Source organism: Aquimarina pacifica, assembly GCF_000520955.1.
Classification (GTDB): Bacteria; Bacteroidota; Bacteroidia; order Flavobacteriales; family Flavobacteriaceae; genus Aquimarina; species Aquimarina pacifica.
The window spans coordinates 49,399-72,607 of sequence record NZ_JACC01000021.1; the positions used below are offsets into that span (position 1 = coordinate 49,399).

A 23,209-nucleotide genomic window follows, 5' to 3' on the forward strand; every position below is an offset into this window, starting at 1 on the left:
AATTTAACCTCAAATAAATCAATAAAATTATCATCAGTATGAAACAAAAATCGTTAAGTATAAGACAAAAAAAATAGAGTGAAATCAACTGATCACACTCTATTTTTTTATACTTTTTATAAAAGAATATATAGAACCCTAATCCGATTCTAAGTTATTACTTTGTTACCTCTTTCCCTTTAAACTTCCACTCTGTGATACCCCCGTCTAAATCATATACTTTGGTAAACCCAGCCTTCTTCATATAAGAAGAACATTTACCACTTCTTCCACCACGACCGCAATACACAGCTACAGGCTTGGTTTTATCGACTTTAGAAATTAGCTCTTCAAAATTTTTGTTCCTAAAATCAATATTGACAGCTCCTTCAATATGCCCTTGGGCATACTCTTCTGGAGTTCTTACATCAATAAGTTGAACTTTACCCATGTCTATAAGAGAGTCCATCTCTTCTGCAGTAATTAACTCTACACTAGGGTTCTGCTCTTTATGCTTACAACTAATAACGATAAGAGTGAGAAAAAGAACATAAAAAATCGATGTAAGTTTCATAGAGAAATATGTCTTACTGGGCTGTCTCGCCATCCCAATTCATAAAACCACCTAACAAATTATACGTAGTATTAAATCCCATTTGATCCATTAGGGTACATGCCTGAGCACTTCGACCTCCTGAACGACAGTAAACGTAATAGTTTTTAGTCTTATCCAACTCTTCTACTTTGTCCAAAAATCCTTGACCCAAACGAATATCTATATGTATCATATCAGGGATAAAACCATCAACAACTTCTTCTTCTGTTCTTACATCTAATATTACTGCATTATCGTCATTAGAAATGAGATCCTGCCATTCTTCTTGTGTTATATCTTCTGCCATTATTACTATATGCTACTAAAATTTAATTTTTAATTCTTCACTACAAATATACAGAGTACAGCTTCAATTATACCAAAACTGTTCACATGAATTTTTAAAATGAAAAAAAAGAATGGGAAATAATTTTATACTTTAATACTACAACCTATAGCCTTGGTTATCTCTACGGGAACTTTTTTTCCTTCTAACAAAGCATTAACGGCATCTTCAACATATTTCTTTGTTGCAGAAGTGGCATCTTTGTAGTTATTATCTACCGCACCAATATACCTGACTATATTACCATTAGCTGTTTTTTCTAAAACGTAAACATGAGGAGTTTTGGTCGCTCCATATTGAGGATAAATTTTCTGTCCCTCATCTATTAAGTAAGGAAACGTAAAGCCTTTACTTTTGGCACGAGCTTTCATATTATCAAAACTATCTTCTGGATATGCTTTCGCATTATTTGGATTGATTGCAACTACGGGGTATCCTTTTGGCTTAAACATATTGTCGAGCGCTATAATTCGATCTTCATACGCAACAGAATATGGACAATGATTACAGGTAAAAACAATGATAAATCCTTTGGCGTCATCATAATCTGTAAGAGAAACAGAGGTGCCATCAATATTTTTGAGTTTAAAATTAGCCGCAATATCTCCTATGGCATAACCTGTATCCGTTTTACTTACGGACACCTTATCGATAGCAAAAGCACTAATTGCTATTACAAATGCGAATACAACCAAAATCTTTAAAGTCTTCATTATTTAAATTTTATTTTTTTTAAAATGTCACAAAACTTTTTTAAGCTCTTTCTCTAACTCATTATATGTAAAAGATCGCTCATAAAAATTAACATTATTTCCCCGATATATTATTGTTGCCGGAATAGAACCTGACCAATCTGCACTAATTTGTGAAATCCAACTATCAGCATCTGGATCATCAAGAAGCACCACTTTACTTTCAATATTCTGTCTTTTAACAAAAGGTATAAGCCTTGTTTCTACTTGCTTAGGAAGATCAAGACTTACCAGAATAACCTCAACTTGCTCATCAGGATACCTACTATTAATCAATTCAAAATATGGCAACTCTGCAACGCAGGGCTTACACCACGTCGCCCAAAAATTGATTACTCTTGTCTTATCGTCATTAATAGATAATAAAGGTTTGAAACTTTCAAAATCATATACAGGTATCTCTACTCCTTTACTCTTAAAAATTTCTGTTGCATCTAGTGATACTTTTTGCTCTCCCTTACAATTAGAAAAAAGAACCACTAACAAAATATAAAAAATCTTTTTCTGCATATTTACGAATATATCAAAACCAGCAATTAAGGAAAAGGAAATTAACAAGGTTTCTTTATTTTTACTATATATTTTACAAACATTTAACTTAAACCCCTACACACCTTATCTAAAGTAAAATCAATATTTATACCAAAAAAATCAAATGACTCCTTTTACTTTCGTATCTCGACATGAGCTTTCGTTATAAAATCAAAGTGATTGTTTCAGAAGTTGTAAAAACTTAAAAAAAATACTCTAAAAAAGTACCATACTTATATATGGCATAGTTAGATCATTAATCCAGTACAATAGTATATGCTCCTTTAATTTTAACAAAGAATTAGTACGCATTTAAGTTTTACAAAAGAAAATCTCTTATACATTTGTATATACAAATTTTGTACACACAATTGAAAATAGAAAAAATCATAAAAACCGAAGTTGAACTTCCTATCACTAAGAAGGCAATAATTAATTTGTTATATACAGAAAATTGGTTAATGGATAAAATTAATCTAGCATTGAAAGCGTATGACATTTCAATACAACAATTTAATGTTTTACGCATTTTAAAGGGACAGAAAGGAAAACCCGCAAACCTATCTACTATACAAGAACGAATGGTAAGTAAAATGAGTAATACGACTCGATTAGTAGATAAGTTAATCACCAAAGGATATGTAAAACGAGTTATTTGCAAATCAAATCGAAGAAAAGTCGAAATTACAATTACAGAACAAGGAAAAGAATTTTTAAAAGAAGTAACCCTAGTTATGAATACATTCGAGAACAAAGTGACCTCAAATCTATCTAACGAAGAACTTATTAGCCTTAATGATTTACTAAATAAACTAAGACAAATAAATAATAATTAACGTAAAACTATTAATTCTATACACATGAAAACTAGACTTAAAACACTTATTTTAGGCATTGCCGTACTTGTCGCAACAGCTACTTTTGGGCAAAAAAAAGAAATTAAAACTTCAGAAAGTATTATCAACTGGACAGGAAAAAAAGTAACCGGCTCACATACAGGAACACTTAAATTATCTAGTGGCTTTCTTGTATTTGAAGGAGAAAATATTACCGGAGGTGAGTTCACCGTTGATATGACAACATTAATCGTTACCGATCTAGAAGCAGGTAAAGGAAAAGAGAAACTAGAAGGGCACTTAAATTCTGATGATTTCTTTGGTGTAAAAAATCATAAAAACGCAAAACTGATCGTAAAAAAAGCGAGCAAAGGTGATAAAGGATATAAAATTTCTGGAGATCTTACCATCAAAGGAAAAACAAACCCTATCACTTTTGATTTATTAGTTGCAGATAACAAAGCTTCAACTACATTAAAAGTTGACAGAACCAAGTATGACATCAAGTATGGATCCGGTAGTTTCTTCGAAAATTTGGGTGACAAAGCAATCAATAATGAATTTGAATTAGTTGTTGATTTAAAAATGTAAATTTTTATTTCAAGAATTATAATTAATTTATATCTTTGACTCATTAAATAAAAACATGAGATTAATTATAGCAAATAACTGGTGGTGGTCTTCTCAAAACAAAAATGTTGTGAGATAGCTACATGTTATTATGTTAACCAAACATATTCAAGGCTTGTCAAATCACGACAAGCCTTTTTTTTGTTCGCAGAACAAAAGAATAAATAATGCAAAATTATACTCATAAAAAATAATTTTAAAGAAAAATCCTCAGGGATTACTCACTACAATGAGAATATCAAAATATAAAGTAAAATGAGTTACAAATTAACTACACATTTCAAACAAGTTCTGGCTGATACTTTTACTCCTGTAAGTGTATATCTAAAAATCAGGGATCGTTTCCCTAATAGTTTGCTTCTTGAAAATAATGACTACCGCGGAAGCGAAAATAGTTTCTCTTACATTTGCTGTAATCCTATTGCTACCATCAAAATAGAAAACGAAACGATATATCAATCTTTTCCGGACAAAAGCATCACAAAAACACCCATAACTCAAGAAACAAACATCCCAGAAATTGTTGAGAAATTTGGAGATCATTTTGAAACTTCGAGTAGTGATTTCAAATTTATTAACAATGGACTTTTTGGATATATCGCCTATGATGCCGTACGATATTTTGAAGACATAACCATTTCTAAAAAGGAAGGAGCATTAGATATACCCGATATGCAGTACACTGTATATCAAAATATTATTGCTATTAGTAATTTTACCAATGAAGCTTATATTTTTGCACATTGCTATGAGTCAGAGAGTAATATTAACGAAATTGAATCTTTATTAAAAGTCAAAAATTTTGCGTCTTATAACTTTGAAACTGTTGGTGAAACCACTTCAAACCTCAATGATAATCAATATAAAGAACATGTAACACTGGCAAAAAAGCACTGTCAACGAGGAGATGTATTTCAATTGGTACTATCAAAACGATTTTCTCAAAAATTTAAAGGTGATGAGTTTAATGTCTATAGAGCTTTACGCAGTGTAAACCCATCACCCTATCTTTTCTATTTCGATTATGGCGATTTTAAAATATTTGGTAGTTCGCCAGAAGCGCAATTGGTAGTAAAAGATGATCTTGCAGAGATTCACCCGATTGCGGGAACTTTTAAACGTACCGGGAATGATGAACAAGATGCAGAGTTAGCAAAAAAATTAGCTGTTGACGAAAAAGAAAACGCAGAACATGTGATGCTAGTGGATTTAGCACGTAACGACCTTAGTCGCAATGGTAGTGATGTAACTGTAGAAAATTACAGAGAAGTTCAATTTTACTCCCATGTTATTCATTTGGTAAGTAAAGTAACCGGAAAAAAACATGCAAACACCACCACTATGCAAGTAGTTGCTGATACTTTTCCTGCAGGAACACTTAGTGGAGCCCCAAAACATATGGCGATGCAACTTATAGAAAAATATGAAACAGTAAATAGAGATTTCTATGGCGGAGCCATCGGCTTTATGGATTTTTCAGGAAACTTTAATCATGCCATTATGATTCGAACTTTTTTAAGCAAAAATCATCAACTGCATTGGCAAGCGGGTGCCGGCTTAGTTAATGAGTCCAACGAAGAAAGTGAATTGCAAGAAGTATATAATAAGCTAGGAGCGCTTACAAAAGCACTAAAATTAGCAGAAGAAATATAACCAAGTTAAAGGTGAATGGCCGAGATCAGAAAAAAACAAATTTTAAAAACAGGACTATCTCAAACCATTACCAGAAACCAATAAGAAAATGAAAAAAGTATTAGTAATCGACAACTACGATTCATTCGTATATAACCTAGTTCATTATCTAGAAGACCTTGGGTGCGAAGTAACTGTAAAACGTAATGATCAATTGAGATTAGAGGATGTAGAACCATTTGAAAAAATCTTACTTTCACCAGGCCCAGGTATCCCAGATGAAGCTGGTCTATTAAAAGACATCATTAAAACCTATTCTAAGACTAAAAGTATTTTTGGTGTTTGCCTAGGACAGCAAGCTATTGGTGAAGTTTTTGGAGGAAGTCTTATAAACCTTGATAATGTGTATCATGGAGTTGCAACTAATATCACTTTGTCTGTTACCGATGAGCCTCTTTTTGAAGGACTTCATACAGCATTTGATGTCGGCAGATACCACTCTTGGGTAGTTGCTGATAACAATTTACCTGAATGTCTGCAAGCTACTTCATATGACGAAAACGGACAAATCATGTCCTTAAGGCATAAAGAATTAGATGTAAAAGGCGTTCAATTTCATCCAGAATCTGTACTTACCCCAGACGGAAAAAAAATACTAGAAAACTGGATGCGTAGTTAGTAGTTAACCGTAAAAAGTGAAAATAAATTTTAATTAAAAAGAACCCATTTAAAATCCTTCTCAATATATCGAGAAGTAAACGGGGCGAGGGACTTATGAAAAACTTACTAAATCGATTAATAAATCACGAAACTATCTCTAAAGAAGAAGCAAAAGGAGTATTGGTAAATATTTCGAAAGGAGAATATAACCAAAGTCAAATTGCCTCTTTCTTAACTGTATACATGATGCGTAGCATTACTGTTGAAGAATTAGAAGGGTTTAGGGATGCATTACTAGAGCTTTGCATTGCGGTAGATTTAAGCGAATACAACCCTGTTGATCTGTGTGGTACTGGTGGAGACGGAAAAGACACCTTCAATATTTCTACACTATCATCCTTTGTATCTGCAGGTGCGGGAGTAAAAGTAACAAAGCATGGTAATTATGGAGTCTCATCAAAATGTGGAAGCTCAAACGTGATGGAACATCTAGGGATCAAATTTAGTAATGATAAAGATTTCTTAAGACAAAGCATAGATGAAGCTGGCATCTGTGTTTTACATGCTCCTCTCTTTCACCCAGCCATGAAAAATGTAGCTCCAATTCGTAAACAACTAGGGGTAAAAACTTTTTTCAATATGCTCGGACCTATGGTAAATCCTGCATTTCCTAAAAATCAAATGGTAGGAGTGTTTAATCTAGAGTTAGCCAGAATGTATGGATACTTATACCAAAATACTGATAAGAATTTTACTATTCTACATGCTTTAGATGGATACGATGAGATTTCTCTAACAGGAAGCACTAAAACTATTTCTAATACTACAGAAAGCATGTTAACACCACTTGATTTTGGTGTAAGAACCCTAAAACAAGAAGAAATCGCTGGTGGTGAATCAATAGAAGAATCAGCAGCAATCTTTATAAATATTCTAAAAGGAGATGGTACAGAGGCACAGAATAATGTGGTTTGCGCCAATGCAGGAATGGCAATTGCCACTGTAGAGGGATTAACGCCAAAACAAGGATTTGAAAAAGCCAAAGAATCTCTACTTACCGGTAAAGGACTGAAAGCATTGAAGAAAGTACAAGAATTAAGTGCTAAATAAAATTAAACTAGAAAAGTTCTTAGAATGATAGTAGAAACCTACAAAATTAAAGGTTACAAAGAAAAGGAAACAGGACTCCTACTTGATGAAAATGAAGATTGGATTTTGGTAAAACATATCCCTGTTGATTATGTTATAGATGGATATAAACTTTATAGAAAAAACATAATAACCAAAAGAAAATCAAAATCGAAAGAAGAAAAAATAGCACGAGTTCTACAACTCAAAAAGACCAAAACTGATATTCCAGATACCTTTACGTTCAGAGGAATTTTGGAAACTCTCAAATGGTGCGAAAAAAAATATGGCTTATTTGAGTTCCTAGATCTAGATGCTAATATTTTTTATGGAAAACTAAATGAAAGTCATGAAAATCGATTTATCATAGACATGATAGGAGCTCACGGAAAAATAGAAGAAGCATATGACTATGAATTTTCTACCGATGAAATAGAAGTAATTACCTTCGAGACAGATTATTTTGAGTCTATACGATTATTAATGAATGATGAAATAAAGAATACTCCTAAACTTAATAAAGTATGATTAAAGGCCCCTTTGACAAAAAACCTTACATATTTTCATTTAAAAACAACTAAATATGGAGGTAGATACGCAAACTATAAATTCTCAAAAAACAGCTTAAAATTATAGGTTGAAAAAATTGAACCAACAATTATCATTTATCAACCGTCAACAAAAGAAATGAATATACTCGATAAAATAATAGCGGATAAATATAAAGAGGTTGCACTAAAAAAAAATCTAATTCCGGTAAAGCAATTGGAAAATTCAGTTTTATTTACTCGTGAAACAGTTTCTCTAGCCTCCCAACTGCAAAATAGTCCTACAGGAATCATTGCAGAACATAAACGTCGTTCTCCATCTAAAGCAGTTATTAATCAAAAAGTAAGTATACAAGATGTAGCCCAAGGATACGAAACTGCAGGTGCATGCGGAATGTCTGTATTAACAGACGGAAAATATTTTGGAGGCTCTCTAGATGACTTACTACTTGCAAGAGCATCTTCCAAAATGCCATTGTTACGTAAAGAGTTTATCATCGATGAATACCAACTCCTTGAAGCCAAAGCTTACGGAGCCGATGTAATTTTACTAATTGCCGCTGTACTTACACGAGAACAAATAAAATCGTTGTCAGAATTTGCAAAAAGCTTATCTCTTGATGTATTACTAGAAGTACATAATCAAGAAGAATTAGAAAAATCAATTATGCCTTCTCTGGATATGTTAGGAGTCAACAACCGAAATCTAAAAACTTTTGAAGTGAGTACCGATATAAGTAAAACATTAAGTACTCAAATACCTGATGATTTTGTGAAAGTATCAGAAAGTGGCATCAGTAGCATCGAAGCGATTAAAGATTTACAACCCTACGGGTATAAAGGTTTTCTAATCGGAGAAAATTTTATGAAAACCGAAACTCCTGGAGCAAGTGCAATAGAATTTATTAAAAATCTTGAGAAATGAAGCTGAAGGTTTGCGGAATGAAATATAAAGATAATATTAAGGCAGTTGCAGCATTACAACCTGACTACCTTGGTTTTATTTTTTATGAAAAATCTCCAAGAAATTTTGACAGAGAAATTCCCGAAATACCAAATAACATAAAAAAAACCGGAGTTTTTGTAGACGCCTCTATCAATTTTATTCTCAAAAAACAACAACAATACCATTTCAGAGCTATTCAGTTGCATGGAAATGAAACTGCAGAGTTCTGTAATAGATTGAGAAGCGAGCTAAGTATATTAAGCGATCCACCAAAACCTCTCGATTCAAATCAAAGTACTACCGAAATTTTTAAAGTATTCTCGATCAAAGACCAATTTGATTTTGATACGTTAAAATCCTACGAAGGTAGTGTTGATTTTTTCTTATTCGATACCAAAGGAAAAGAAAAAGGAGGTAATGGATATACATTTGACTGGAGTGTTTTAGAAAAATACCCCTCTACTACCCCATTTATTTTGAGTGGAGGCATAGGTCTAGATGAAATTAATAAAGTAAAAGCTATCCTAAAAACAGGGCTTCCCATTTATGGTATTGATGTGAACAGTAAATTTGAAACCAAACCTGGACTAAAAAACATAGAAGATTTAAAAGAATTTAAAAAATTATTGGTTGGTTAATCACTAATTGCTTTTAGCATTAAAACACAACCACCAATCAACTAAAAACTAAAAAAATGAAGTACCAAGCTAATGAAAAAGGATATTATGGTGATTTCGGAGGAGCCTATATTCCTGAAATGCTCTACCCTAATGTAGAAGAGCTAAGAACTACATATTTAGACATTATGAATGAACCTTCTTTTAAAGAAGAGTTTAATCAGTTACTCAAAGATTATGTGGGGCGTCCCTCACCATTATATTATGCCAAACGACTTTCAGAAAAGCATAACACGAAGGTGTATCTAAAAAGAGAAGACCTCAACCATACAGGAGCGCATAAAGTCAATAATACAATCGGACAAATTCTTGTAGCCAAAAAATTAGGTAAAAATAGAATTATTGCAGAAACAGGAGCGGGACAGCATGGGGTTGCCACAGCCACCGTATGCGCATTAATGGGGATAGAATGTATTGTGTATATGGGAGAAATTGACATCAAAAGACAAGCTCCTAATGTGGCTCGTATGAAAATGCTTGGTGCAGAGGTAAGACCTGCCAAATCAGGCAGTAAAACTCTTAAAGATGCTACTAATGAAGCCATTAGAGATTGGATAAATAATCCCGTAGACACGCACTACATTATTGGCTCTGCCATCGGCCCACACCCTTATCCAGACATGGTTACCCGTTTTCAGTCTATTATTTCAGAAGAAATAAAATGGCAACTTAAAGAAAAAGAAGGGAGAGAAAACCCCGATTATGTAGTCGCATGTATAGGTGGCGGTAGTAATGCTGCAGGAACATATTACCATTTTTTAGATGAACCTGATGTTGGTATTATCGCTGTAGAAGCTGCAGGTAAAGGTGTAAACTCAGGAGAGAGTGCTGCTACTTCACAATTGGGTAAAGAGGGAATTATACATGGTTGCAGAACGCTATTAATGCAAACTCCTGATGGCCAGATAACAGAACCTTACTCTATTTCGGCAGGTTTAGATTATCCTGGTGTAGGTCCACTACATTCTCATTTATATAAAACAGGGCGAGGAGAATTTTATTCGGTTACAGATGATGATGCCATGACAGCAGGCTTAGAGTTATCACAATTAGAAGGTATTATTCCTGCAATCGAAACCTCACATGCATTGGCTATTTTTAATGATAAAAAATTTAAGGCTGATGATATAGTGGTTATAAGTCTATCTGGTCGTGGTGACAAAGATTTGAACACATATATTGATTATTTTAAATTATAATACCGAATATCTTTGAATACCACATTTCTCATTTATGCGCGAGTTAGAATATAATTGAATTACGAAATAGAATCTAAAGATTTTCGCTTTTGCGAAAACAAAAAATATAGTGTATACTAATGAATAGAATAAATCAAAAACTAGAAGAAGACAAAAAATTATTGTCGATATATTTTACTGCTGGCTACCCATCACTAAACGATACTGCACAAGTAATTGAAGACCTCGAAAAAAGCGGTGTTGATATGATCGAAATCGGATTGCCCTTTAGTGATCCTCTTGCAGATGGACCAACAATACAGGAAAGTTCTACCGCTGCCCTTAAAAACGGAATGACAACAAATGTACTATTCGAACAGCTTAAAGATATACGCAAGTCTGTTCATATCCCTTTAATCATTATGGGGTACTTTAACCCTATGATGCAATACGGTGTAGAAGCTTTTTGTGCAAAATGTCAAGAAATTGGTATTGATGGATTGATTATCCCTGATCTGCCTGTAGCAGAGTATCACGAGCATTACCAAGAGACATTCGAAAAATATGGGTTAATCAATGTTTTCTTGATCACACCACAGACTTCTGACGAACGAATTCGTTTCATTGATAGCGTATCTAATGGTTTTATCTACATGGTAAGTTCTGCAAGTACTACTGGAGCTCAAAGTGAATTTGGTGATACTCAAAAGCAATACTTTGATCGCATTGATGCATTACAGCTTAAAAACCCACAAATTGTCGGTTTTGGAATTAGTAATAATGAAACTTTTAGACAAGCTACTCAAACAGCAAAAGGTGCCATTATAGGCTCAGCATTCATAAAGCATTTGACTAATAAAGGTGTAGATACAATTGATTCTTTTATAAAAGAGATTCGATAATAAATGCATTTTTCTGTTCATAAAGATTACTAATACTAGTAATCTTTATGAACAGAAAAATATTCAAAAACAACCTGCAGCTGGTCTCAAATTTAACTGTATGTTGGTTATACTATAATATTAAAAAAAACGTGTATACGCGCTAAATGATCCTCTTCCAATTTGAGTTCTTCGTACTTGCCGTTCTGTGTATTCTGAAGAATAATATGTTGCCCACCAAAGACCGTCAGAGAAATCGTTCTGATATTGCAGATGCCATGACCAATTAGTAAAAGGCCAGAAACCAGAACTTTTCCAGGCATAGAACTGCACTCTTACTACTCCAAAAGATTCATTTGTACAGGTATATATATCATCAACTTCTCTCCATGCTCCGTTATAATATGAATTTCGAACTAGAGAAATTAAAGGGCCATTATCGCAAAACTTGATATCAGTGGCTGTTGATAGTGGTGTTCCGTCACAACAACAATCATTACATTTTGTAGCTGCAATAACATCAGACACTCTATCATTAATATACTCCTGCTGATTAAAATCAAGTATTTCAATTGGTTCTTGATTATACCGAATAGCTCTTCGCGATACCTCTAATGCAAATCCCTTGGCTGTTTTAGCAATACGTTCAGGTACTTCTAGATCATTATCTGTTATTGAGACAAATACATCAAAGGGAGTTTGATCTTTCTTAAGATTACTTTTTTCATTGTTCTTTTCTGCGGCTCCATATAATTTCTCTAGAATGATCATATCATCCTTGTCTCCCACTGATATAAAACGATATTCATGACCATTTTTCTGAACAAGAGCTACTTCTTTCGACTCTTCATTGACCTCTGTAGCGAATATTGCATCTTCTGTTGGTTCTTCATTAGTTATCCCGATTTCCTGAACTTCTTGTAATTCATTTTCTTTATTTTCACAAGAAGATAATAGTAACGAAAGTACAATGACGATCAATACCATATATAAAATTGAATTTCTCATAATTTTTAAATTTTAAAAAAAGTATTTTTAATAAGAATTGGGTTTTCCGGAACTATCTTTATATGATAAATCTATTAGAAATAGTGTCACCAATCAAGATGTAAAAAACGGTTTATAACAAGGTATACCTCCTTATAAAAAAGGTTATTTTCCGAAATATAAGTATGGAATAACCTCAATAATTAGGTGTTAAGTTTAAAAAAATAAAAAAACCCACGATATTTCTAATGAACTATCGCGGGCCGCTTACTTATTGATAATATATTTATATCAGCTACTAGAAGAACCTTGTATATGCTCTAAAAGATCCACTACTGGTTGGTCGTGTTCTACGTACTTCTCTCTCTGTATACTCAGAAGAGTAATAATATGCATACCAGATACCGTTGGTAAAATCTACCTGATATTGTAAGTGCCATGACCAAGAGTTAAAAGGCCAGATACCACTACTTTTCCAGGCGTAAAATTGCACTCTTGTTAAGCCGCATACAACATTTGTCCAAGTATATACGTCATCGCGTTCTCTCCAGCTTCCGCCATAATATGAGTTACGAGTATTTGAATACCAAAGACCATTATCACAAAATCTAATATCTGTAGGTGTAGAAGTAACAGGTACTCCACCACAATACGTATTTCTAAACCCAGTATAGCCTACATCATAACATGCTTTTTGCACTATACTTTCTTGATAATTAGGATCCAAAATCTGAACCGATTTTTCAGCTAACTGAATTTCTCTTCCAGAATCTTCTAATGCCGTTCCTTTTGCAGTTTTAGCAATACGATCAGGAACAGGAAGCCCACTATCTGTAATTGATACAAAAAGATCAAATGGTGTCAGACCTTCTTCAAGGCTGCTCTTATCATTGTTTATTTCTGCATCCCCATATAGTTTCTCTAAAATAACCATATCATCATTTTCCCCTATAGAAACGAACTGATACTCATGACCATTTTTCTGAATTAATGCAACTTGCTCTGATACCTCACTTACTTCTGTTGGAAAAATGGCACCTTCTGTTGGAGCTTCATTTACTTCTTCAAGCTCCTGTACTTCTTGTACTTCTTTTAGCTCTTCTTCCTTATCCTCACAAGAAAATAACAATAAAGAAAATACAGTAATTATAGATAATGTTTTAAAAATTGAATGTTTCATAATTTGATAGTTTTAAAAAGTTTTAAAAGTGTTTAATTAAAGAATTAGGTTTCCGGAATTACCTGTTTGAAGAGCAAATCTATAAGTATTAGCGAAGACAATCAAGATGCAAACAACTGTTTATCAGTAGTTATACCTCCTATTACACAGGGGTTTTTTCCCGAGTATTGAGTATGGGATTACCTTAACTCTATCAAGTAACACCTAAAAAACATGACTATATTGAGATAAGGTTTAGAAAAAGTCTCTATACTGTAGTACTCTAAAATCAAAAGTATTGAACTCAGGGTTTTTATCCTTTAAGGATTTATATGCAGACATGCTTCCGATTGCACGGTTTGCAGCTCCCGAAGGTGCTGTAAGGGATACGGTTCTAACAGTTCTTCCTTCAATCTTGAACTGATGTATTCTTGGCACTTTATCAGACACAACTTCTAATCCCAAACCATACGCCTTAATATGTTTTCTAAAGAAGTATTCTGGACCATTTTTACTATTACCACCAGTAAATAATAAGGTATTTATGTTAGGGTATTGTTTCAAAAATGATATAACATCTCTCAACATTATATGTTGCATTCCTAGGTCAGAGGCATCAATTTTTTCTCTTTGACAACTATGTACAATATCACAAACCCCTATTCCCCTCGAAGCTAAAAACTCTTTGCGTTGATTTACAGCTTCCTTTGTGGTTTCAAACTTTAATTCTAAATCAAAAATCCTATCTAAAACTGGCCAAAGTAACCCATTAATACTACCATAACAAAAATTAACATCTCCATCTTTTAATACTCCTGTGGTAAATCTTGGTGGTGGTAATGTACCAACGATAAGTTTGGTGGCTCCTTTAGGAAAAAAAGGTTCATATGGATGTGTGTGAAGAAACATGAATTTATAACCTAAAGTTTATCTAATTACAATAATAATACTAAAATAGAAAGATTTTGCCCACTATATATAAGATGCCGATTTCTTTTTATTTATGCTTTCAAACATACTATTTTCACTTCGAATTTGCATAAAAATTATGATACTGAATTTTGATCTACTATAATTTAGAAAAAATGAACATATTCTTAACTCAGTTTTTTTTGATGCAATTCTTTAATTAAGCATTTAAGTTGTGATTTTAAAGTACCTTTACGACTCAATAAAACCTTTTTAAAACCTTGTAAACCAAAAACAATTATGAAAAAAAAATTCACAACATCAGTTTCACTACTAATTTTCTTTTTTATAATAACAGGAGCTTTTGCCCAAAGCCTAGATTCTAATTATGATATTTCTCCCGGAGGACAAAGTTGGGCAGATAGTTATCAGGCCAACGGCTTATGCTGGTGCGAATCCACTTTTGATCATGGGCTTGATGATGTAAATTCAATATCATTTGTAATTAATGGAGTGAAAAGAAATATCGAGGATATCTGTGATGAATTAAAAAATCATCCATCTTTTAGAGCATCTGCAAGCGGAGATTCGTTTTATAATGATATACAATGCGGTAATGGTCCCGCTAATAATGATAGTCGAAATGATGAAACATATTGCCCAGGAATTGTTACCAACGGAAACGAAGGTTGTACAGTAACTGGACCGACATGGGATCTTGCCTGGTTGGCATCTAGATCAAGATTTGGTGGGAATGGTTCATTAATTTCTGATCAAATTATCGAAAATGGAAAATACTACATAGAGAGTCCATATCTTCAAGAACGTCTACATTCTGATTATGGAATTGGGTATAATGCTAAAATGGAGGTAGAAAATACTTCTGGGGAAAATCAAGTATGGAGTTTTATTTACCTAGGAGGAGATAACATATATAGTATCCGAAACGAGACTAATTACAGATACCTCGAAGTTAATTCTGGTAGCTGCACTAATTCAGCTAATGTAGGAACTTGGTTTAAAAATGAAGATGAACATCAAAAATGGAAAGTAGTAGCTAATGGTAGCAACTACAACCTATTACCATTGCATTGTGATACAAAAGCTATGGATAGAAATATGGGAAGTGCAGGTGCCGAAGCCATAATTTATAATCATTCAACATCAAACGGTAACCAAAAATGGAATCTTACTCCTGTAGAAAATATAACAACGAATACTATTGTTACTATTTTGGGGGAAACTATTAGCAGTTACATCACCTATGATGATGCATACCCTCATTATGTAAGAGCAGATAATGGAACAACGAATAACACCTTTGTAATGGAGTTTAATGAAGACGATAGTACGTATAGTTTTAAAAGTAGCACGGGCAACTATATTTCAAGCGAAAATGGACAACCTTATGTTACCTGTAACAGAAATACAGAAACTCCCGGTAGTTGGGAACGATTCGAACTTGAGCTTTTAGAATCACCTAATGTATATGCTATCAAATGGAAAAATGGAAATGGTGACTATTTATATCTTAGCCATGAAAATAATCGATTTCCGATGAATTGTGATAGATCAGACGCCGGTACTTGGGAACGATTTGTAATTACTTCGGTAGAAGAGCATTCTTCTAAACAATTAGTCCTAGATCCAAAAACCAATGAATCTTCGGCAACATTTTATCCAAGTCCTGTTAGTCCTGATGAAATGTTAAGCGCACGAGTTATCTTGAATGAAGTTTCGACTGTCGAAATTCAAATATTAGATGTATTGGGACGCGTGTTTGCCAAAAAGAAGTTTTCAAATTTGGAGGCAGGCACTAATCTTATAACTCTTGGTGAATTACAAAATTCTATATCTACGACCGGTGTATACATACTAAAACTTGCAATCAATGATAAGCTTATAACCAAAATGATTCAATTTGATTAATTAATATTAAGAATATAAGCAGTTTCTTACAACAAGATTCAATACTTATAATAATCCCATATATAGTAATCCCAGTATGATAAACTTAATACTGGGATTTTTTGTTTTTTAAAAAAAGTCAAGCCTATGTTTTTAATTATACACTTTATCGGATAGTATGTTCGTCTCGAACAAATTATATACCCTTGCTTTCGTTTTTGATTTTGCTATGTCACACCCCAGTAAAAGAGGTATTACTACTATTAATAAAAATAAAATTCTCTTATCTTCTTATGTTTTTTTTGATAAATTATACCTCGTCTCATTAAAAAACAAGGTATAATTTAAAAAATGAATCAAAAGCGTTGCTAATCTTTTTTACATCTAACTATATTCTTTATAATACCCTCTTATTCAAGAAAGTTTTTATAAATAAGTTGATGTTACATTAGTGAACTTGGAGTACCCTGATAATCCTGTCCAAAAAGAACTATACTACTACCTATATAAATTTCATTGATTATATGATAATGATAGAACTCATGATCCCCATGTTGTGTAGAAGATATATGCCCCCCAGACGCATCAAGGTCTGTAGGATAGTCCCCTACAGAATTACATTTTCTACCATATAATAAGAATCCATCTGCCATGATTCCTACCAATTTTTCATCATTATTAGAAAGTACTGTATTTTCGGGGACATCTGAAGACTCTACATGGTAGTGATAACCAGAAGGACCGTTGTGAGCTCCTGCATAATCAAATGTTTCTACAATCATTTCTTCTATTGGCCTATTGTTTCCTTCTTGATCATTAAAAATAGGTACTCCGCTTACAGAAATACCAATGGGACCTAATCCTGTAGCTGTGCTTGATGCGGCTATTTCTGGCTCAGCAGAGACGGTAAGGACATAACTGCGATCACCACCAATACGACCAGGAGTTAAACGAGTAGCTACTACGGGCTCAATATATAGAGGATTTGTATCCTCCCAATATGGAGACGTATGATTAGGCAAACCAGTTGATTCAATAGTAATATCATCACCATCAAATGAAATGGTTACTGAATCTGGGTTAAATTCATCAAAAGCTTCCATTGGTGTTCCAGAACCCGTACTTACGTTATCATCGACTTCTTCGAACACCCAACTTTGGTTTGTAGTCCCGTAGTAGTTCCACTGCTGCACATTTGCGCCATCAGTGCTTGATCGATTTTCTACATCCAATCCTTTTCCGCTATTGACATTTATAATCCCATATATTCCTGACCCATCATCAACAAGCGTCCATTGTTGATTGGTTGTACCTCTGTATTCCCATTGATGTATATTACCACCATTCTCGGTAGAATATCGTTCTACATCAAGGCATTTTCCGCTTTCAACATTTTTAAAACGAAAGATTCCATCTCCGACAGATAATACCTCCCATTGTTGACTTGCTGCATTGTTGTCACTCCATATTTGAATATTAGCTCCATTTTGGTGGCTATATGCACTTACTTCTAGATACTTGTCACTTTGAACGCCCTTGATCTTATAAATTTCTCCGGCTGTAATTGTTTTTACGCTAATTGCTGTATCCTGAATTGAGGTATCCTGGACTTCGCTTTCGGATTCTGCAAACTCTTCGTTAGAACAACTAACGGCATACATAACAAAAAATCCCGCAAATATTGATTTGAGGATCATTCTTGATTTGATCGTTTTGGAACGATCAAATAGTTTTTTAAGTCTTTTCATTTTAATTAAGTTTTAAGTAATTTGTGTAATACTGTTGATTCGCAACTGATTTTGAACCATCTGTTAAATTTACCTTAAAAAAAAAGTGCAAAATTGAACTTTATGTAAATGCCCGATGATTTCCTGTTAAACAGGAGAACATTTCGGTAAAGAAAATCAAGCTTTTATGAAATAAAACTGTTTAAATTTTAAATTTTTCGCAACAAAACACTCTTTTGGCTATAGAGATAATAACAACATCCTCATTTCATCTTTTTATTCCCTTCGACTTCTCAAGGAACAATAAAATGAAAAAGATATAATGAATAAAGTATTTCCCGAAGTATAGCGTGGGGATAATACCCCAAAAACAAGAATGTTTTAGGTGCTCAGGAAAGATTAGTAACTACAAAAATTATTGTGATCTAAAACTGAAAATAAATAAAAGGCTGAAAATCGGCTGCATATGTCTGATAACATATAATCGCAACTACAAATACAACAACTCCCTTTAAAACTATATTACTTTGTATGAATTTATTTTCTATCCATCCTTTGGTGCGATAGGGTAACCAATGTGTTATATATCCTATGGCCATTACTATAAAAACCAAACGATATTCCCAGAGTACTGCCAATGCGTTGGGCCAATCCATGTTGGTTATCACCTGCTGATAAAATCGATCAATATGATCCATGCTATTTCCCCTAAAATAAATACGCGTAAATGTTATAAAAACAAAGGTAATCCCTATTCTCCATAATAGTGCATACCAAGCTTTTGAATCTTCATACGGACTTATCTTACGCCAATATTTATAAGTTATTATCCCTAAACCATTAAGCCCTCCCCATATTACATATTTCCAGGAAGCACCATGCCATAGTCCTCCTATCAGCATCGTAATACTAATATTGACATTGGTATTAAAATGTTTTGCCATTTTAGGAGAAAATAGCGTTATAATTAAAAGCACTCCAACTCCAGAGATGGCCAGTAGGGCTATCATATAATTAGATACTGCAAAAACTCCCAGAAATGTAAAAATCAATATAAAAGTGTACGAAAAGATAGTTCCATTTCGATTTCCTCCTATAGGAATGTATAAATAATCCTTGAGCCAACTCGAAAGAGAAATATGCCATCGTTTCCAGAAATCGCCACAATGAATTGCTTTATAGGGTGAGTTAAAATTGACTGGGAGTTTATATCCCATAAGCAGAGCCAGCCCTATTGCAATATCTGTATATCCAGAAAAATCACCATAAATCTGTAATGAATACCCAAACATCGCCATAATATTGGTAAATCCTGAGAACATTTCGGGAACGTCAAAAACCCGATCCATAAAATTGGCGGCTATATAATCTGCAAATAACATTTTCTTGATAAGTCCTTTTAGGATCATAAAAGTGGCTCGTCCGAATTCTTGTTTGGTAATCGTAATATCCTTACGAATCTGAGGAACGAAATCTGCAGCTCTTACTATAGGCCCAGCAACTAATTGCGGAAAGAAACTTACAAAAAAACCAAAATCTAATATAGAATCTAGAGGCTTAATCTGTTTCCTGTAGATATCAACACTATAGCTAATGGTCTGAAATGTATAAAAGGAAATTCCTACCGGAAGTATAATTTTATCTACTGTAAAATAATCAACAGCCCCCCAAGTATTTGCCCAGTGTGCCAGATAATTAATCACTTCATAATCTGTCTGAAACAAATAATTATATGAATCTGTAAAAAAATAGGCATACTTAAAATAGCACAACGTGCCCAGATTAATAATAACACTGATAGCAACCAACCCTTTCTGAACAGCAATAGATTTGCTATTGTAAATGGCTTTACCCAAAAAGAAATCATTAACGGTACTAAACAACAGTATTCCTATAAAAAGTCCGCTAGTCTTATAGTAAAAAAGAAGACTTATGGCAAAAAGATATGCACTTCTCAAACTTTTTTTACTATACACTATTGCATATAGAAAATACACTACCGAAAAGAAAATCCAGAAATTCGCTTGTGTGAATATCAGTGGAAAATCTTCAGAAAAAGAAAATATATCAAAGAGTCTATTCATTAATAATTTGATTCAAAATAGCATTGGGCTCTAATTGCATTTCTTTTTCCCATGAATTCGCCAATGCTTGTAATAAAAGGTCTGCTTTTATTCTATATCCCATTACCGTAAAATGTATACGATCTCTGGGCATTAATTTATGTGTATACCAACTCTGAGAGGAATTAAAACCTCCCATAATCTCGTAAAAATCCCAAACTGCCATTTTTTGTTCTTGAGCTACTTCATAAATTATTTTTTGTGCTTCTCTAGTTCTTGGGTTTGGTATTTTACGTTTATAATACGAATCATTTGGCACCGTCAGTAATACGGCGCAATCGGGGTTCGCTTTTTGTATTAATTTTATCATATCGGTATAATACCTTTTATAGGCTTCTGGTTTAAAATCCGGATGATATGCATCATTTGTACCGATAGATATGATAAACAGGTCGGGCTTATACAACAGTAATTGCTCATCAAAATAACGACATCGGTTATAGTATGAAAAACTACCTCCGTTTACACCTATAGATGTGTATTGAACCCCTTCATTATCATTCATTAATTCTATACCCATCATTAAGAATTCTGCATTTGTCGTATCTGCAATTTTCTCTACACAGAACTCAATTTCTTCGACACTATTAGCAAGTGTATATTCGATAAAATGAGCTTTTTTATTTTCTACCATATTGGTGACTATAGAGTCTTGTTTAAGGGATACTTTATAATCTGTAGTCCAGTTATCATAAAAAATTCTGATTTTGTTAAAATCATACATATCCTCATGATAATTATTACCGTTCACTTTTATTTTTACATTCGCCAAAGAATCTTTAAAAATGGCTGTCACTCCTGCAAGTCCCCATGCGACACTATCTTTTCTTACCGAACACCTATATCCGCTCCACTCTCCATCAAAAGCTACTCTATAGTTTCCTGGATTATTGGTTTTGGCCATACTATAAGGATAAATAAACCCTCTCTGCCCTTTTGAGGTAGAACTCATCGTCTGCAAATAGGATCTTAGGCGATTCGAATAAATATCTGCCTGAATATGTGAGCCTCCTATATGAAACACATGTACTTTTTCTTTTCCTCCGCGAGCAATGGTATCTAATTTGCAAAAAAGTTTCTTAAATGCAGGAGAATCCTCTGCCATTTTTATGGTATTGGCTTTCCAGTTTACAAAAGGATACTTGCTTTGTAATGTGTCTAACACATATGTTTGCGCCATGCAGGGTACTGCAAGAAGCCATAAGTATACAAGTAGATAACTATGTCTCATCATTGGTTTTAGGTTCTTTGAGGTCAAGGTATAAGGAAGTAAACAATAGCTCCGAAATGATTTTTGTTCCTTTCCATGTAAAATGCATATAATCTTTTGCCGTTAATTTTTCATCCACCCATAACTTCATAGATCCCTTGCCTCCCATTGCATCATACATACTCCAATAAGCAACATTGTTCTGCATACAAGTCTCTATCAACCTTTGATTAAGATATGGTAACATCGGATATGTTTCCATTTTTCCATTTACGGGAAGACACATATCTGTAGGGCCTATGAATATAAAACTGATGTTTTTGGTTCTCTTTCGAATCCAATTAATCTGATTCGACATACGTTTGGTATACTTTTCGACATCTGTCGAATCCTTGAGATATGGCATTGTATTACCTCCATATTGCATAATAACAATCTTTGGTGATAATTTTTTCATCATTTGTGCATATGTTTGAGCACTTGAATTAGCAAAAATAGTTCCCGACGCCCCCCGCATAGCTACATTATCTATCTGAACTCCAGAGCCACTATCCAATGTAAAACCATAAAAATCAGCACTAATTTTACCTTCTAGTTCGATCCTAAGATCTGTAGGGGTAACAGAAGTATTAATTTGATATTGGTGGTATTGCCCATCCGTGATTAAACTATCTTGCTGAATTAAGATGTTATCATTAAAAACCGATATTCGTATCGGAAAATTACAATTACCATAGTGTAATCCTATTTTACTAAACCTTCTGAACTTAGCATAGGTTTTTTTTGATTTACCTATTTTTACAGTTGCTTTAACGATAGGCAATGTATCTATTGCAATACTATCTGGCTGTACTTTTTGATATTTCGTGAACCTTGATGTTGATAAATAGGAACCATATTTTCTATGTGAAAACTTTTTCTTAGTCGGGTCAAAAAATGCATATCGTTCCCAATGTTCACTTGGTTCTACTATAGCACTTATTTGTCTGTACACTGGTAATACAGGTATAAACCCTGGACCACTACCCCCAAACATATGTTGTAACCTATTTCGCAAATATCCCGTAATCCGATCTCCTTCGATCTGTGAATCCCCATAATGAATAATCCGGCAGGATCTTGATGACAATTTATCTCGTAACTCGTTTACAAAATCAGGATTGTCTTCTGGATACTTTATTCGAACAATCTGGGTAGTATCTATTTTAGAAAAGTCTGGTAATTTTTGTATTTCCTTAGTAAGCTCGATATCACTTTTATCTTCTGTAGTCTCTATATCCAACGGAGTAACAATTTGTGTCACCTCAAGGACATCCTCGCGCTTAAGTGTTGAATCTTTTTTTAGACCCAAAAAAGTAGCATATGTTGGGTATTTGATTGCTATTTCTTTATAAGAAAAACCATCATCTTGGGTCTGTTCTTTTTGAACCCCGTCCTCTTGACTTAAAAACATAAGTCCAAACAACCCTCCCAAAACTAATAGGATAAATACTGATATTTGAATTGGTTTGATATTCAATGTTTCCCAGAAATATTAACGTATCGTAAAAATAGAAAGATTTTCTAAACTACAAAGTCAGATTAATAGTTAGTCATTAACAGAAGACAATAGTTGTAAACATTTTTGCAGGTATTTTTCTCTCCTTACCAATTTTTTCATCAGTTCTTGATATATGATATAGTAATCCCTTGTCTTTTCCTTATTGCCTAATATGCATTCCCTAGATTGATATAAGCGACTATTTTGTATTTTTTATGATTATTGCAACGGCACATAATCCTTCGAATACTTATCTTCCGTTCTTAGAAATGATTCCCCCTATGAGAACCATACCCATATGTTTTTTTCTATGTTTATTATTCATTG

The 23,209-nt window shown here is 33.5% G+C and carries 22 protein-coding genes; 11 read left to right on the top strand and 11 right to left on the bottom strand.

The features are described 5' to 3' along the window. Positions 1–157: 157 nt before the first annotated feature. From DZ60_RS0111775 to DZ60_RS0111790, 4 genes are all read right to left on the bottom strand, one after another. On the bottom strand, positions 158–553 hold the full coding sequence (locus DZ60_RS0111775) for a rhodanese-like domain-containing protein (RefSeq protein WP_025742268.1): 396 nt from the start codon (positions 551–553) through the stop codon (positions 158–160). Positions 554–566: 13 nt separating this feature from the next. Further along, the gene (locus tag DZ60_RS0111780) at positions 567–881 is read right to left on the bottom strand and encodes a rhodanese-like domain-containing protein (protein WP_025742269.1); all 315 of its coding nucleotides are present in this window, start codon (positions 879–881) and stop codon (positions 567–569) included. Between the two features lie 125 nt (positions 882–1,006). Next, a complete protein-coding gene (locus tag DZ60_RS0111785; RefSeq protein WP_025742270.1) occupies positions 1,007–1,633 on the bottom strand; it encodes a thioredoxin family protein in 627 nt (208 codons plus the stop codon). Positions 1,634–1,660: 27 nt separating this feature from the next. After that, entirely contained in the window at positions 1,661–2,182 is a 522-nt protein-coding gene (locus DZ60_RS0111790; protein ID WP_025742271.1) for a TlpA family protein disulfide reductase, read from the bottom strand. Positions 2,183–2,574: 392 nt separating this feature from the next. Between DZ60_RS0111790 and DZ60_RS0111795 the strand changes: the two genes are divergently transcribed. The 10 genes from DZ60_RS0111795 to trpA all read left to right on the top strand — a co-directional run bounded on the left by DZ60_RS0111795 (position 2,575) and on the right by trpA (position 11,340). Continuing rightward, positions 2,575–3,039, top strand: a complete 465-nt coding sequence (locus DZ60_RS0111795) for a MarR family winged helix-turn-helix transcriptional regulator (RefSeq protein ID WP_025742272.1) — start codon at positions 2,575–2,577, stop codon at positions 3,037–3,039. Positions 3,040–3,063: 24 nt separating this feature from the next. Next, on the top strand, positions 3,064–3,630 hold the full coding sequence (locus tag DZ60_RS0111800; protein WP_025742273.1) for a YceI family protein: 567 nt from the start codon (positions 3,064–3,066) through the stop codon (positions 3,628–3,630). Between the two features lie 294 nt (positions 3,631–3,924). Beyond that, complete coding sequence (locus DZ60_RS0111805; RefSeq protein ID WP_025742274.1) at positions 3,925–5,322, top strand: anthranilate synthase component I family protein; 1,398 nt, start codon at positions 3,925–3,927, stop codon at positions 5,320–5,322. Between the two features lie 88 nt (positions 5,323–5,410). Then, the gene (locus DZ60_RS0111810; protein WP_025742275.1) at positions 5,411–5,980 is read left to right on the top strand and encodes an anthranilate synthase component II; all 570 of its coding nucleotides are present in this window, start codon (positions 5,411–5,413) and stop codon (positions 5,978–5,980) included. Positions 5,981–6,075: 95 nt separating this feature from the next. Beyond that, on the top strand, positions 6,076–7,071 hold the full coding sequence (gene trpD, locus DZ60_RS0111815; protein WP_025742276.1) for an anthranilate phosphoribosyltransferase: 996 nt from the start codon (positions 6,076–6,078) through the stop codon (positions 7,069–7,071). A 24-nt stretch (positions 7,072–7,095) separates the two neighbouring features. Next, positions 7,096–7,617, top strand: coding sequence for a hypothetical protein (locus tag DZ60_RS0111820; protein ID WP_025742277.1), 522 nt, complete (start codon positions 7,096–7,098; stop codon positions 7,615–7,617). A 159-nt stretch (positions 7,618–7,776) separates the two neighbouring features. Continuing rightward, positions 7,777–8,562, top strand: coding sequence for an indole-3-glycerol phosphate synthase TrpC (trpC, locus tag DZ60_RS0111825; protein ID WP_025742278.1), 786 nt, complete (start codon positions 7,777–7,779; stop codon positions 8,560–8,562). Next, entirely contained in the window at positions 8,559–9,221 is a 663-nt protein-coding gene (locus DZ60_RS0111830; RefSeq protein WP_034229538.1) for a phosphoribosylanthranilate isomerase, read from the top strand. Before trpC ends, DZ60_RS0111830 begins: the two co-directional genes overlap by 4 nt. A gap of 56 nt (positions 9,222–9,277) precedes the next feature. Continuing rightward, positions 9,278–10,459, top strand: a complete 1,182-nt coding sequence (gene trpB / locus DZ60_RS0111835; protein WP_025742280.1) for a tryptophan synthase subunit beta — start codon at positions 9,278–9,280, stop codon at positions 10,457–10,459. 119 nt (positions 10,460–10,578) lie between these two features. Then, positions 10,579–11,340, top strand: coding sequence for a tryptophan synthase subunit alpha (gene trpA, locus DZ60_RS0111840; protein WP_025742281.1), 762 nt, complete (start codon positions 10,579–10,581; stop codon positions 11,338–11,340). A 120-nt stretch (positions 11,341–11,460) separates the two neighbouring features. On the opposite strand, the gene DZ60_RS0111845 is transcribed toward trpA, so the two are convergent. From DZ60_RS0111845 to DZ60_RS0111855, 3 genes are all read right to left on the bottom strand, one after another. Beyond that, positions 11,461–12,327: a hypothetical protein gene (locus DZ60_RS0111845; RefSeq protein WP_025742282.1), complete on the bottom strand. Its 867-nt coding sequence runs from the start codon at positions 12,325–12,327 to the stop codon at positions 11,461–11,463. Positions 12,328–12,604: 277 nt separating this feature from the next. After that, on the bottom strand, positions 12,605–13,486 hold the full coding sequence (locus DZ60_RS0111850) for a hypothetical protein (RefSeq protein ID WP_025742283.1): 882 nt from the start codon (positions 13,484–13,486) through the stop codon (positions 12,605–12,607). Between the two features lie 234 nt (positions 13,487–13,720). Beyond that, positions 13,721–14,374, bottom strand: a complete 654-nt coding sequence (locus DZ60_RS0111855; protein WP_025742284.1) for a uracil-DNA glycosylase family protein — start codon at positions 14,372–14,374, stop codon at positions 13,721–13,723. A 300-nt stretch (positions 14,375–14,674) separates the two neighbouring features. Between DZ60_RS0111855 and DZ60_RS0111860 the strand changes: the two genes are divergently transcribed. After that, positions 14,675–16,303 (top strand): RICIN domain-containing protein, encoded by a 1,629-nt coding sequence (locus DZ60_RS0111860; RefSeq protein ID WP_025742285.1) that lies wholly within the window; start codon positions 14,675–14,677, stop codon positions 16,301–16,303. Positions 16,304–16,725: 422 nt separating this feature from the next. Here DZ60_RS0111860 and DZ60_RS24260 read toward each other — a convergent pair whose 3' ends face one another. The 4 genes from DZ60_RS24260 to DZ60_RS0111880 all read right to left on the bottom strand — a co-directional run bounded on the left by DZ60_RS24260 (position 16,726) and on the right by DZ60_RS0111880 (position 22,861). Next, positions 16,726–18,030: an RICIN domain-containing protein gene (locus tag DZ60_RS24260; RefSeq protein WP_025742286.1), complete on the bottom strand. Its 1,305-nt coding sequence runs from the start codon at positions 18,028–18,030 to the stop codon at positions 16,726–16,728. A 404-nt stretch (positions 18,031–18,434) separates the two neighbouring features. Next, positions 18,435–20,093, bottom strand: a complete 1,659-nt coding sequence (locus DZ60_RS0111870) for an MBOAT family O-acyltransferase (protein ID WP_025742287.1) — start codon at positions 20,091–20,093, stop codon at positions 18,435–18,437. Further along, entirely contained in the window at positions 20,086–21,366 is a 1,281-nt protein-coding gene (locus DZ60_RS24265) for a GDSL-type esterase/lipase family protein (RefSeq protein WP_081740482.1), read from the bottom strand. Before DZ60_RS24265 ends, DZ60_RS0111870 begins: the two co-directional genes overlap by 8 nt. After that, positions 21,353–22,861 (bottom strand): SGNH/GDSL hydrolase family protein, encoded by a 1,509-nt coding sequence (locus tag DZ60_RS0111880; protein WP_152537420.1) that lies wholly within the window; start codon positions 22,859–22,861, stop codon positions 21,353–21,355. The genes DZ60_RS24265 and DZ60_RS0111880 overlap by 14 nt, the downstream gene beginning before the upstream one ends. Between the last annotated feature and the right edge of the window lie 348 nt (positions 22,862–23,209).